This window comes from Actinophytocola xinjiangensis (assembly GCF_001921215.1).
Classification (GTDB): Bacteria; Actinomycetota; Actinomycetes; order Mycobacteriales; family Pseudonocardiaceae; genus Actinophytocola; species Actinophytocola xinjiangensis.
In genome coordinates this window covers 578533-591046 of record NZ_MSIF01000002.1, presented here as the reverse complement: position 1 = coordinate 591046, position 12514 = coordinate 578533, and the positions used below count along the sequence as shown (strand labels likewise).

At 71.2% G+C, this 12514-nt stretch carries 13 protein-coding genes; 10 read left to right on the top strand and 3 right to left on the bottom strand.

The window, feature by feature from the left end; genetic code table 11:
• Positions 1-2 precede the first annotated feature (2 nt).
• From BLA60_RS07420 to BLA60_RS07400, 5 genes are read left to right on the top strand one after another with little or no spacing between them, the layout of a single operon-like run.
• A complete protein-coding gene (locus BLA60_RS07420; protein ID WP_245811860.1) occupies positions 3-1202 on the top strand; it encodes a CaiB/BaiF CoA transferase family protein in 1200 nt (399 codons plus the stop codon).
• Positions 1199-2002, top strand: a complete 804-nt coding sequence (locus BLA60_RS07415; RefSeq protein ID WP_211288622.1) for a citryl-CoA lyase — start codon at positions 1199-1201, stop codon at positions 2000-2002. Before BLA60_RS07420 ends, BLA60_RS07415 begins: the two co-directional genes overlap by 4 nt.
• A complete protein-coding gene (locus tag BLA60_RS07410; RefSeq protein ID WP_075131966.1) occupies positions 1995-2855 on the top strand; it encodes a DODA-type extradiol aromatic ring-opening family dioxygenase in 861 nt (286 codons plus the stop codon). Before BLA60_RS07415 ends, BLA60_RS07410 begins: the two co-directional genes overlap by 8 nt.
• The gene (locus tag BLA60_RS07405) at positions 2852-3211 is read left to right on the top strand and encodes a hypothetical protein (RefSeq protein ID WP_075131965.1); all 360 of its coding nucleotides are present in this window, start codon (positions 2852-2854) and stop codon (positions 3209-3211) included. Before BLA60_RS07410 ends, BLA60_RS07405 begins: the two co-directional genes overlap by 4 nt.
• Entirely contained in the window at positions 3211-4164 is a 954-nt protein-coding gene (locus BLA60_RS07400) for a quinone oxidoreductase family protein (RefSeq protein ID WP_154814183.1), read from the top strand. The genes BLA60_RS07405 and BLA60_RS07400 overlap by 1 nt, the downstream gene beginning before the upstream one ends.
• Before the next feature lie 66 nt (positions 4165-4230).
• Here BLA60_RS07400 and gndA read toward each other — a convergent pair whose 3' ends face one another.
• From gndA to BLA60_RS07385, 3 genes are all read right to left on the bottom strand, one after another.
• Positions 4231-5676: an NADP-dependent phosphogluconate dehydrogenase gene (gene gndA, locus BLA60_RS07395; RefSeq protein ID WP_075131964.1), complete on the bottom strand. Its 1446-nt coding sequence runs from the start codon at positions 5674-5676 to the stop codon at positions 4231-4233.
• Between the two features lie 199 nt (positions 5677-5875).
• Entirely contained in the window at positions 5876-6451 is a 576-nt protein-coding gene (locus BLA60_RS07390) for a DUF305 domain-containing protein (RefSeq protein WP_084734714.1), read from the bottom strand.
• Between the two features lie 71 nt (positions 6452-6522).
• Positions 6523-7236 (bottom strand): lytic polysaccharide monooxygenase, encoded by a 714-nt coding sequence (locus BLA60_RS07385; protein WP_075131963.1) that lies wholly within the window; start codon positions 7234-7236, stop codon positions 6523-6525.
• A 169-nt stretch (positions 7237-7405) separates the two neighbouring features.
• Here BLA60_RS07385 and BLA60_RS07380 point away from each other — a divergent pair, with 169 nt between their 5' ends.
• From BLA60_RS07380 to BLA60_RS07360, 5 genes are all read left to right on the top strand, one after another.
• A complete protein-coding gene (locus BLA60_RS07380) occupies positions 7406-7672 on the top strand; it encodes a GlsB/YeaQ/YmgE family stress response membrane protein (RefSeq protein WP_075131962.1) in 267 nt (88 codons plus the stop codon).
• A gap of 135 nt (positions 7673-7807) precedes the next feature.
• Complete coding sequence (locus BLA60_RS07375; RefSeq protein ID WP_075131961.1) at positions 7808-8509, top strand: carbon-nitrogen hydrolase family protein; 702 nt, start codon at positions 7808-7810, stop codon at positions 8507-8509.
• Between the two features lie 46 nt (positions 8510-8555).
• On the top strand, positions 8556-9134 hold the full coding sequence (locus tag BLA60_RS07370; RefSeq protein ID WP_075131960.1) for a PadR family transcriptional regulator: 579 nt from the start codon (positions 8556-8558) through the stop codon (positions 9132-9134).
• Positions 9131-9853: an ABC transporter ATP-binding protein gene (locus BLA60_RS07365; protein WP_075131959.1), complete on the top strand. Its 723-nt coding sequence runs from the start codon at positions 9131-9133 to the stop codon at positions 9851-9853. Before BLA60_RS07370 ends, BLA60_RS07365 begins: the two co-directional genes overlap by 4 nt.
• Complete coding sequence (locus BLA60_RS07360; RefSeq protein ID WP_075131958.1) at positions 9850-12507, top strand: ABC transporter permease; 2658 nt, start codon at positions 9850-9852, stop codon at positions 12505-12507. Before BLA60_RS07365 ends, BLA60_RS07360 begins: the two co-directional genes overlap by 4 nt.
• The last annotated feature ends 7 nt before the right edge of the window (positions 12508-12514 follow it).

Genomic DNA, 12514 nt, shown 5'->3' with positions numbered 1-12514 from the left:
GTGTGAGAATCGGATTCACGGACAGCTGTCCGCCACACGGACGGAGGCTCATCATCGGACCGCTCGACGGCGTACTTGTCGCCGACTTCTCCCGGATCCTCGCCGGGCCCTACGCCACCATGCTGATGGCCGACCTCGGTGCCGAGGTGGTGAAGGTCGAGGGCCCACGGGGCGACGACACCCGCTCCTGGACACCCCCGGTCCGCGACGGCGTCTCGACGTACTACCTGGGCATCAACCGGGGCAAACGCTCCATCGCCCTGGACCTGCGCGACCCGGCCGACGCCGAGCTGGCCAGGGAACTGGCCGCGCGGGCCGACGTCCTGATCGAGAACTTCAAACCGGGCGGCCTGAACCGCTACGGCCTGGACTTCGACACCGTGCGCGCCGGCAACCCCCGCGTGGTCTACGCCTCGATCAGCGGTTTCGGCTCCGGCGCCGGCGCGCACGTCCCCGGCTACGACCTGATGGTCCAGGCGATCTCCGGCCTGATGAGCCTCACCGGCGACCCGGACGGCCCGCCCTACCGCGCCGGCATCTCGGTTTTCGACGTGATGGCGGGAAACCACGCGGTCATCGGCATCCTGGCGGCGCTGCGCCACCGCGACGCCACCGGCGAGGGCCAACGCGTCGAGGTGAACCTGCTGTCCTCGGCCCTGACCGGGCTGGTCAACCACAGCTCCGCCTACGCCGCCGGCGACGTCGTGCCCTACCGGATGGGCAACGCCCACCCCAGCGTCGTCCCCTACGAGCCCCTTCCCACCGCCGACAACGACCTGATAGTCGCGGCGGCCAACGACTCCCAGTTCCGCAAGCTCTGTGAGGTCCTCGGCGTCCCCGAGCTGGCCGACGACCCGCGCTTCGTCCGCAACGCCGACCGCACCGAGAACCGCGAGCAGCTGCGCCCGCTGCTCGTGGAACGCCTCGCCGCCCGGGGCGCCGTCGAATGGTTCGACCTCCTGGTCGAGGCCGGCGTGCCGTGCGGTCCGATCAACACCATCGACGGCGGTTTCGCCATGGCCGAGCGCTTCGGCCTGGACCCGATCGTCGAGGTCGGCACCGGCGACCGCGCGATCCCCACCACCCGCCACCCGATCCGCCTGTCCGCCACCCCCGCCAGCTACCGCCTCCCACCCCCCGCCCTCGACGAGCACGGCGACGAGCTGCGTGCCTGGCTGAGCACCGACAAGGACACCCCGTGACCGACTACCCGACCGCGCTCGGCGCGTCCTCCCGCGACCGGATCACGTTGCTGGGCAAGGATCTCGCCCAGGACGTGATGGGCGAGGTCGGGTTCGGCGAGCTGGCGTTCTGGCTGGCCACCCAGCGCCGGCCGACCCCTGGCCAGACGCGGGTGTTCGAGGCGGTGCTCGCCGCGCTCGCCGACCACGGGTTCACGCCGACCGCGATCGTCACCCGGCTGACCTACCTGTCCGCGCCGGACTCCGTGCAGGGGGCGCTCGCCGCCGGCCTGCTCGGCGGCGGGTCCCGGTTCCTCGGCGTCACCGAGGACTGCGGCCGGTTCCTGCACGACGTGCTCGCCGGCCGCCAACTGCCCACCGACGACGACGGCTGGGACGCCATCGCGTTCGAGGTGCTCACCGCCCGGCGGGCGGCGGGCGAGTTCGTCCCCGGCCTCGGCCACCACGTGCACAAGGACGGCGACCCGCGCACCCCGAGGCTGTTCGCGATCGCCGCCGAGGAAGGCCTGGTCGGACCGCACCTGTCGCTGTTCGCGGCGATCGGGCGGGTGCATCCGGGGGTGCTCGGCCGGACGCTGCCGCTCAACGGGGCCGGCGTGTGCGGGGCAGCGCTCGCCGACCTCGGCCTGCCGCTGGAACTGTTGCGCGGGTTCGCGTTGCTGGCCCGCACCGCCGGTCTGATCGGGCAGCTCGCCGAGGAACTGCGCGACCCCGTCGGTAACGAGATCTTCCTGTCGGTCGACCTGAACAACCGGTCCGTCCCGCCTCGGCCGTACGAACAAGGAGGTCCGCATGGCTGAGCTGGTCGCGGTGATCGCGTCCACCCACCACCCGTTCTACTACAAGGCGAGCACGGCCACCGGCGAGGACCGCCCGCCCTTCGCCGACGAATGGGTCCGCAAGGTCACCGCGTTCCGGGAGACGCTGACCCGTGCCCGCCCCGACGTGCTGGTGATGGTCGGCTCGGACCACTTCCACCAGCTGTGGCTGGACAACATGCCGCAGTTCCTCGTCGGCAAGGCGCCGTTCTACGACGCCAACTGGTACAACGAGGAGCGCGAGTTCGGCCTGCCGAGGATGGTCATGCGCGGCCAGGAGGACCTGTCGGCCTACGTGCTGCGGGAGGGCCTGGACGCCGGCTTCGACCTCGCGTTCTCCAACGAGCTGCGGATCGACCACTCGATCACCTGTCCGATCATCACGCTTCGGCCACAGAACGATCTGCCGATCGTCCCCGTCTACACGAACATCTTCGCCCCGCCGCTGCCCCGCCCGAAACGGTTCGTCCAACTGGGACAGACGCTGCGCGAGCTGGTGGAGTCGTGGCCGTCGGACCAGCGGGTGGCGATCATCGGCACCGGCCACCTGTCGCTGGAGCTGGGTGGCCCGCGGCAGTTCGGCCCGCACGGCCCCGACCCGGAGTTCGACCGGCGTGCCGTGGAGTGGATCTCCACCGGCGACCTGGAGGGCTGCCTGTCGGAGGTCACGCTGGACAGCCTGCACGCGCCGGGCAACGCCACCCACGGTTTCATGGACTTCATGCTGATGATGGGTGTCGCCGGCGAGGGTCGCCCGGCCGACTACGTCGACACCTACGACCTGTTCCACACGATGGAGGCCTACTTCACCTGGTATCCGGGAGGGTTGTCGTGAGCCGTTACCTGCTGAACAAGTTCCTGTTCACCGTGGACCGTGACCCGGAGCTGGTGGAACGCTACCGCGCCGACCCGGCGGACACCGTGCGCTGGTGGGAGGACGAGCAGGCCAACCGGATCCTCAACTGCCACGGCGCCGAGTCCTCCACCTGGCTGCGGTTCGACGACACCGAACGCACCGCACTGTCCACCCACGACTATCCGGCGCTGTTCGAGCTGGGCGCGCATCCGTTCCTGACGCTCACCCTGTTCATCGCGATGTTCGAACGCGACCACGACGGCCTCGGTTTCCAGCTGGAGTACGCGCGGCGGCTGGCGCACTTCTCGCTGCCCTACCCGGACATCACGACCTGATGCGCGCCGCCGAGATCCGCACCCCTGGCCAGGCGCCGGTGGTCGTCGACCGCGCCACCCCGTCACCGGCCGGCGACCGGGCGCTCGTGCGGGTCCTCGCCGCCCCGATCACCCCGCTGGACCTGCTGTGCGCGAGCGGCACGTCCTACTTCGGCCGTCCCGCCACCCCGTACGTCCCCGGCGTCCAGGGCGTCGGCCTCCTGACCGACCGTCCGGTATGGTTCCCCACGTCGGCCGGCATGGCTCCCGGCGACGGCGCGATGGCCGAGTACGCGGCGGTCGCGGCCGACTCGCTGGTCGACCTCCCCGCCGGCACCGACCCGGTCGCCTTCGCCGCCCTCGGCCTGTCCGCCGTCGCCGCGCTGATGGCCCTCACCGACCGAGGCGAACTGTCTCCTGGCGAACGCGTGCTGGTGCTCGGCGCGGGCGGCGTCGTCGGCCAGGCCGCCGTGCGGTTGGCCAGGCTCTACGGCGCGTCCCACGTCATCGCCGCCGCCCGCTCACCTCGGGCACGCGAACGCGCCACCCGCGCCGGCGCCGACACCGTGGTCCCGCTGACCACCGGAGACCTGCCGGAACTGACCGCCGCACTGACCGAGGCCGCCGACGGCCCGGTTGACCTGGTCATCGACCCCCTTTTCGGCGTCCCGGCAGCAGCCGCCGCCGCGACCCTGCGCCCCGGCGGACGCCTGGTGAACCTCGGTTCGTCGGCCGCCGAGACGACCCCGCTCACGTCGTCCACGATCCGCGCGTACTCGCTGCGCCTGCTGGGCTACACCAACAACGAACTGACCCCCGCCCAACGCGCGAAGGCGATCCGCGTGATCGCCACCCACTCGGCGGCGAACGAACTGGCGGTCGACCACGAGACCCTGCCCCTGACCGAGGCGGCCACCGGCTGGACCCGCCAGGCCACCGGCACCTCCGCCGGCCGCGTCGTCCTCACCACCTGACGGCCCCTCGGACTCCGACACCCCACGGTGACCGGATACCCGGGGGCATCCGGTCACCGTGAGTGGTCAGGCTTCGACCTCGGAGCGGTCGGGGGTGGCCCACAGGGTGTGGAAGCTGCCGTCGCGGTCGGTGCGGCGGTAGGTGTGGGCGCCGAAGTAGTCACGCAGGCCCTGGATCAGGGCGGCGGGAAGACGGTCGGCGCGCAGGGCGTCGTAGTAGGCCAGTGCCGAGGAGAAGCCGGGGGTGGGGATACCGGCGCGGGCCGCGTGGGCCACGACCCGGCGCCACGCCTGCTGACCGTCGGCCACCGCGTCCCGGAAGTACGGGGCGACCAGCAGCGAGGCGGGGCGTTCGGTGGCGTAGGCGTCCTTGATCCGGTCCAGGAAGCGGGCGCGGATGATGCAGCCACCGCGCCAGATGGTGGCCATCGCGCCGAGGTCGATGTCCCAGCCGTACTCGGTGCTCGCGGCGGCCATCTGGTCGTAGCCCTGCGCGTAGGCGACGACCTTGGACGCGTACAGCGCCTTGCGCACGTCGTCGACGAAGGCGTCGCGTTCCTCGGCGGGCACCTTCTGGGCGGCCTCCGACGGGCCCGGCAGCGCGGCGCGCGCGGCGGCACGCTGGTCGGGGTGGGCCGAGAGCGCGCGGGCGAAGGTGGCCTCGGCGATCCCGGTGACCGGCACGCCGAGGTCCAGCGCGGTCTGCACGGTCCAGCGGCCGGTGCCCTTCTGCTCGGCCTCGTCGACCACGACGTCCACGAACGGGGAGCCGGTGGCGGCGTCGGTGTGCCCGAGGACCTCGGCGGTGATCTCGATCAGGAACGAGGACAGGTCACCGCTGTTCCACTCGGCGAAGATCTCGGCGAGTTCGGCGGGGGTGGCGCCCAGCCCGTCGCGCAGCAGGTCGTAGGCCTCGGCGATGAGCTGCATGTCGGCGTACTCGATGCCGTTGTGCACCATCTTGACGAAGTGGCCGGCACCATCGGGCCCGACGTGCACGCAGCAGGGCGTGCCGTCGACCTGGGCGGCGATCTTCTCGAACATCGGGCCGAGCGTGGCGTAGGACTCCTTGGAGCCGCCCGGCATGATGCTCGGGCCGAGCAGCGCGCCCTCCTCGCCGCCGGACACGCCGGCGCCGACGAAGTGCAGGCCCCGCTCCCGCAGGTCGGCCTCGCGCCGACGGGTGTCGGCGTAGTGGGCATTGCCACAGTCGATGACGATGTCACCCTCGTCCAGCAACGGGACCAGTTCGTCGATCACCGCGTCGGTCGGCGCGCCGGCCTTCACCATGATCACCACACGCCGAGGACGCTCCAGCGCCGCGACGAACTCCTCCAACGTCTCCGTCGGCACGAAGGTGCCCTCGTCGCCATGCTCGGCCACCAGGGATTTCGTCTTGGCCGACGTGCGGTTGTGCAACGCGACCGAGAAGCCGTTGCGAGCGAGGTTACGCGCGAGGTTGCGGCCCATGACCGCGAGCCCGCTGACACCGATCTGTGCCAGATCCGACATCTGGGTTCCTTCCCGTGAGGTGCTCGTGGCCACTGTGCCCCACCTTCGGCGCCCTGTCAGCCCGCGAGCACGCCACACCCCCGCCCGGGGCGCCGTCCGCCACCGGTCACCCGATCCGAACTCCAGCCACCGGCGCCCCGCCCACGAGAAACGGATCGGGGCAGGGCGCGTCCGCCCTGCCCCGGTGCTCCACCCGGACTCAACCGACCAGGGAAGCCATCTGTCGCACCTGCGCGGTACGGGACTTCACGATCCGGTCGGCCAGGTCGCGGGCCTCCGGATGGCGCCCCTTCGCCAACTCCATCTGTGCCAGCTTCACGGCACCATGCTGATGCCCGGTGAACAGGTTCACGAATGTGGCATCGAACTTCGCGGGTTCGGTCTGTTCCAGAGCGGTAACGACCTCGGGATCAGGCGCGTGCAGCCCGTCCCCGTGCCCGTGGTGCGCACCCGGATCGGGATCGGCTTCGATCGGCTGGTTCCAGTCGGTCAGCCACGTCCGCACCGCGTCCAGCTCGTCGTCCTCGGTGGCCACCACGGCGGCGGCGAAGTCGCGGACAGCGGCTGTTCGACCCTTGGACCTGCCCAGCTCAGCCAGCCGCAGGCCCTGCTGGTGGTGCGGCACCAGCATCTGCAGGAACATCACGTCGGTGTCGTTGAACGAGCCGTCCAGCGGCGGCGCCGACTCGGAGACGGCCGGCTCGGAGCTGCCGGCGAACAGCGCGCTGTCGCACCCCGACAGCAGGAACACGAACACCACGATCAGGTAATGCATCGAACGCCCCCGGGCGGCCGGCCGGCCCGTGTGGAGTACGGGCCGGCCGGCAGCTTCCAGATGGGTTGCCACTAGACGGGTTGCCACAGTGCGGGTGTGCTTGCCGGCTCCCAGCCCGGCAGTGCCGTGTGGTTCTGCAGGCAGCGGTACGTGCTACCGCCGAAGGTCACCGTCGAGCCGGCGGTGTAGGCGGTGCCGGACGCCCACGACCCACCCGGGGTCTCCGGCGGGTTGGTCGGTGGGTCGGTCGGCGCCGGGGCACCGCCGCCACCGATCTGCAGGTCGACACACGCGTAGAACGCGTTGGACGTGTCACCGATGTTCCAGACCGCCAGCACCTTCTGCCGGCCGGAGAACCCGCTCAGGTTCACCGTGTGCGACAGTCCGGGCGGCGGCTGCTGGTTGTTGCCGGAGAACGACGCCACGCGCGTGTTGCCCACGTAGTACTCGAAGTTCGCGGTGACGTGCCGAACGGTGAACGTCCAGGTGAACGTCACCGACGAGCCGACCGACGTGGCCCGCCAGGGCAGGCTGTCGTCGTTCAGCTCGGCGAAGCGGCCGACGCCGCCGTGACAGCTGCGCAGGCCCTTGGGGCCTTCGACGCTCTGCGGCTCCCACTTGATCGACCCGCACGACACGGTGCCCTGCGCGCACTGGGCCTGACGGCTCGGTGGCGAGGAAATGTAACCGTGCGCGGTCGCGGTGCCGGCCGGCAACACGAACAGGCCGAGCGGAGCGAGCGTCGCCGCGGCCGTGAAGATGCCGAGTTTTCGCTTCAGATTCATGTCAACTCCCGTGAGGGCAGGGAACAACTCCGGGATGTGGTCCAGACCACACCTTATGGTCTAGACCAAAAAAGACCCGGAGTCAACCCATCACAAGGAGTGACCCCGTGGTTTGACCTGCCGAACACCGGGCATCCTTGCGGGGTACAGCCACTCTCAGGAGGTTCGAATGATCGGATTCATCATCGCCGGCTTGATCATCGGCGCGCTCGCCCGGCTGATCAAACCGGGTAAACAGAACCTCGGCATCCTCGCGACCCTGCTGCTGGGCTTGGTCGGCTCGATCATCGGCGGGACCATAGCGTGGCTGCTGGGCACCGGATCCATCTGGGAACTCAACGTCCTGGGCTTCATCCTCGCCGTCGTCGCCTCGGTCCTGCTGATCGGTGGCGCGGAGGCGATCGCGGGCAAGCAGCGCAGGACCGTACACCGCTGAGCGAGAGCACGAAGCGACACCACGGAGCGCGCAGGGACCGGCCCGAACCCGGCAACGGGGACGGGCCGGCCGCGTCCGCGGGACTCAAGGGAGCCAAGGAAACCGGGGCAACGCCGTCCGAGATGATGCGGGGTCATGAACGCACCCCTCGTCCTGGCGGCCGGACAGGCACCCTGCGTCGCGCTGGACGTCCCGGCGAACGTCGCGGCGGCGGCGACCCTCGTGCGGCGCGCGGCCGCGCAGGGCGCCGAACTGCTGGTTCTGCCCGAACTGTTCCTCACCGGCCACGATCTGACCGCCGTGGTCGTCGAACCGGCCAAGTACACGGTCAACGACACCGACAGCCGCCTGGACCCGCTGGCCGAAGCGTGCGCCGAGACCAGGACCGCCGCGGTCCTCGGTGCCCCGATCGCCGAGGACGGCCAGATCCTCAACTCCCTGCACGTCATCGGGCGCGGCGGCCAACCCGCCGGCCGCTACGACAAGCAGCACCTCAACGCCACCGAGCGGGCCGCCGGCCTGAGCCCCGGCGAGCACGGCCACACCGTCACCCTCGACAGCTGGCGGATCGGCCTGGCCATCGGCGAGGACCTCGACCACCCCGAGCACGCCCGCGCCGCCGCCCGCGACGGCTGCCTGGTCTACGCGGTCGCCGGGCGCTGGCCCGCCGGCGCCGCCGCCACCCTGACCCGGCTGGCCACCGACAACGGCCTGTTCGCGGTGCTCGCCGCGCACCGGGGTGCCGGCACCGGCGTGTGGCACCCGGAGGGCGAGCCGCTGGCCGAGGCCGGGGCGGTCGAGCCCGCACTCGCACTGGCGGAGCTGACCCGCGGCTGAGCGTTCCGCTTGCGCAATAGATACCGAGTATGCATACTCCGTATCCATGTCCATCAAGTACGGCCTGCTGGCGCTGCTCGAACGCGAGCCCATGTACGGCTACCAGCTGCGCACCGAGTTCGAACGCTCGACCGGCGCCACCTGGCCGCTGAACATCGGGCAGGTTTACACCACCCTGTCCCGCCTGCACCGCGACGGCCTGGTCGCCGAGACCGGCGAGGCCGACGACCAGGGCAAGGTGGTCTACCAGCTCACCGACGCCGGGCGCGTCGAGCTGGAACGCTGGTTCACCACGCCGGTCACCCAGGACGCCCGCCCCCGCGACGAGCTGGCCATCAAGATCGCGCTCGCGGTCACCACGCCGGGCGTCGACGCGCGCGCCGTCGTCCAGGCCCAACGCACCGCCACCGTGCGCCACCTGCAGGAACTCACCCGACTCAAGACCAGGGCCGACGACAACGCGGACACCGCCTGGCTACTGGTCCTCGACTCGATGCTCTTCCGCGCGGAGGCCGAGGTCCGCTGGCTGGACCACTCCGAGACTCGGCTGGCCCGCCTCGAACCGCCCCCGGCCGCCGCGCCCCGAGCGCCGGTCACCCCGCACCAGCAGGAGGCCCGGCGATGACCGACCTGGCACTGGAACTACGTGACGTCACCCGCGTCCACGGCAGCGGCCCGACCGCCGTGACCGCGCTGCACCGGGTGAACCTGAAGGTCGCCCCCGGGCGGCTGGTCGCCGTGATGGGGCCGTCGGGCTCCGGCAAGTCCACGCTGCTGCAACTGGCCGGCGGGCTGGACACGCCGTCGGAGGGCGACGTCGTGGTGGAGGGCCGCCGCCTGGGCGACCTGAGCCGTGCCGGGCTGGCCGAACTGCGCCGCCGCAGCGTCGGCTACGTCTTCCAGGACCTCAACCTCATCCCGGCGCTGACCGCCGTGGAGAACGTGGCGCTGCCCCGGGAACTGGACGGCGTGAAGCTGGCGCAGGCACGGGAAGACGCCATGGCAGCGCTGACCGACATCGGCGTCGCCGACCTGGCCAAACGCTTTCCCGACGAGATGTCCGGCGGGCAGCAGCAGCGGGTCGCGATCGCCCGCGCGCTGGTCGGCCCCCGGCGGCTGCTGCTGGCCGACGAGCCAACCGGCGCCCTGGACTCCAACACCGGTGAGGCCGTGCTGCGCACCATCCGCGCTCGCTGCGACGCCGGGGCCGCCGGCGTGCTGGTCACCCACGAGGCCCGGCACGCCGCGTGGGCCGACGAGATCGTGTTCCTGCGCGACGGCCGCGTCGTCGACGAGACCGGCACCCTCGGCGCGCCCGACTCGCTGCTGGAGGGGGCGCAGTGAGTGGCTGGCGGCCCGCGCTGCGGATCGCCCGGCGGTCCGTGCGGCGCAACCTGAAACGCTCGATCCTGGTCGCGTCGCTGATCGCCGTGCCGATCGCCGGCGCGACCGTGGTCGACGGGCTGCTGCGCACGGTCACCGGCGACGAGTACCAAGCCGACAGGTTCCTCGGCCAGGCGGATGGTTTCGTCTCGGTCACCGACCGGCCCTCGCTGCCCGGCTGGGAACCGGGCCGCTCGGACTACGCGGAGATGCCCGAGGCGACACCCGACGAGACCCGCGACCCGGCCACGGTCGACGTACTCGGCCTGCTGCCGCCCGGTTCGCGGATCGTCGCCTCCCCGGACTCACAGGCCCTGCGGCTGCGCGAGGGCGACCGGATCGTGCGCTCGGAACTGTCGATCTTCGCCGTCGGCGACCCGCTGACCGCGCAGTTCGCCCGGATGCTCTCCGGCCGTCCACCGAGTTCCCCGACCGAGGCCGTGGTCACCGAACCGCTGGCCGAACGCCTCGGCCTGCTCGACGACGACCAACTCCGCGCCGGCGCCACGATCACCCCCGACGACGGGCCGACGATCACCGTGACCGGCGTGTCGGTCCACCCGTACATGACCGACTCCGAAGCGGCCCAGGTGCTGCCCGGCTCCGTACTGGTCGACGACAAGCCCGACGACCTGAAACCCCTGCTCAACTACTACGTCGACCTGCCGGCCGGCACCGACGGCGACACGGTGTGGCCGCTGCTGGCCGACCATGGCGTCGAGTTCCGTCCCCGCGCGTTCTACACCGATCCCGGGCAGTACCTGCCGACGTCGTCGTTCGTCGACCTGATGGAGACCGCGGCCCCGGTCGTGCTGATCGTCGCGCTGGGGCTGCTGGAGGTCGTGCTGTTGGCCGGCGCGGCGTTCGCCGTCGGCGCCCGACGCCAGATCCGTGAGCTGGGGCTGGTCGGCGCCAACGGCGGCACGGCCCGGCACGTGCGGCGCATCGTGCTCGCCCAGGGCCTGTTCCTGGGGGTCATCGGCACCGCGTCCGGCCTGGTGTTCGGCTGGCTGGTGCTGGTCGCCGGCACGTCGACGTGGGAGTGGGCGACCAACAATCTCATCGACGGCTGGACGCTGGGCTGGATCGAGCTGTCCGTTGCGGCCGCCATCGGCGTGGCCTCGGGCGCCGCGGCGGCGCTGCTGCCGGCGATCGGCGCGGCCAGGATGCGGCCGGTGGACGCGCTGGCCCAACGTTTCCGCAACACCACGGGCACGTCCCGGCGGCCGGTCCTCGGCATGGCTCTACTGGGGGTGGGGATCGGCGGTCTGATCGTGTCCGCGCTGGTGGCGAGGGCGGCGGTGCGGGACTACAACGCCGCGCTGGAGTCGTCGACGGCCACCGAGTACCCGTCGCTGGAGGTGTTCCCGGCGATGGTCGGGGTGCTGGTCAGCTCGCTGGTGCTGGTGGCCGGGATGGCGCTGGCGGTCTCGGGCCTGGTCGGTGTCCTCGGCCGGGTGGGATCCCGGTTGCCGCTGACCAGTCGCCTGGCTCTGCGCGACGCCGGACGTCACCGGCACCGCACCGTCCCGGCGATCGTGGCGATCATGGTCGTGGTGACCGGTTCGGTGACGCTGGCGTTCAGCCTGTCCTCCGTGACCGCCAACGACTACCGCACGGTCCCCGACCACACGATCCTCGTCAGCGAGGACCCGTGGCTGGCCGACGACAACGTCGACAAGCGGCTGGCCGAAGGCACCACCGCGGCCGCGGCCGAGCTGCCAGGGGCGGTCACCCACGAGATCCAGTTCGTCGAGCAGGAGACCGACTCGTATCCGTTCCCGATCAACTTCGGCCAGACCAGCATCTCCACCATCGACTGCGCCCACCAGTCCAACCGTCTTGGCGTAGCCACCCCGGAACTGATCGAGCTGGCGACCGGCCAACGCCCCGACCCGGCCGCGCTGACCGCCATGGCCAACGGCGACGTCCTGATCACCGACGAATGCCTGATCATTGACGGAGAAGCGACCACCATCCCGCAATCGGAGGGCGGCGAGACCGTCAGCCTCCCGGCCCACCACCTCCCACAGAAACTCGGCGACCAGACGTCCTTCTACGATCTGCCCGACGCGTTCGTCTCCGCCGAAACCGCACGCGCCAACGGCTGGACGGTACGAACCATCTCGTATGCCGTGGTCCATTCACCGGACGCCACCCAGGACCAGATCGACGCGGCCATCACGTCGGCCGAGGACAGTGGTCTGACCGCCACGGTGGAAACCGACCACGCCGACGAAGCGAACCTGATTTCGTTGGCGCTGGCGGCCGGGGCCGGCTTGGTGACCTTGTTCGGCGTCGGAATCACGGTGGCGCTGTCCGGGGCGGAAAGCCGGGCCGACCTGGCGACGCTGGCGGCGATCGGTGCGCAGCCACGACGCCGGCGGTTCCTGGCCGGTGCCCAGGCGTTGGTGCTGAGCTTGTTGGGAACGGCGACGGGGTTGGTTTTCGGTGGGGCGCTCGGATTTGCCGTGGTGCCGTTGACCGGGCAGCTGGAGGTGGCGATGCCCTGGGAGAACCTCGCGGTGACCGTGGTGGTGGTGCCGTTGTTGGCGGTGGGGGTCGCGATGGTGTCCACGCGTTCTCGGCTGCCCATGGTTCGGCGGTTGGACTGATCTGACC

Bases quoted from the DNA above. Each gene is read 5' to 3' on its own strand.
- BLA60_RS07410 (WP_075131966.1), top strand. From the start codon at position 1,995: ATGGCTGAGCTGGTCGCGGTGATCGCGTCCACCCACCACCCGTTCTAC.
- BLA60_RS07400 (WP_154814183.1), top strand. From the start codon at position 3,211: ATGCGCGCCGCCGAGATCCGCACCCCTGGCCAGGCGCCGGTGGTCGTC.
- gndA (WP_075131964.1), bottom strand. From the start codon at position 5,676: ATGTCGGATCTGGCACAGATCGGTGTCAGCGGGCTCGCGGTCATGGGC.
- BLA60_RS07390 (WP_084734714.1), bottom strand. From the start codon at position 6,451: ATGCATTACCTGATCGTGGTGTTCGTGTTCCTGCTGTCGGGGTGCGAC.
- BLA60_RS07385 (WP_075131963.1), bottom strand. From the start codon at position 7,236: ATGAATCTGAAGCGAAAACTCGGCATCTTCACGGCCGCGGCGACGCTC.
- BLA60_RS07380 (WP_075131962.1), top strand. From the start codon at position 7,406: ATGATCGGATTCATCATCGCCGGCTTGATCATCGGCGCGCTCGCCCGG.
- BLA60_RS07375 (WP_075131961.1), top strand. From the start codon at position 7,808: ATGAACGCACCCCTCGTCCTGGCGGCCGGACAGGCACCCTGCGTCGCG.
- BLA60_RS07370 (WP_075131960.1), top strand. From the start codon at position 8,556: ATGTCCATCAAGTACGGCCTGCTGGCGCTGCTCGAACGCGAGCCCATG.
- BLA60_RS07365 (WP_075131959.1), top strand. From the start codon at position 9,131: ATGACCGACCTGGCACTGGAACTACGTGACGTCACCCGCGTCCACGGC.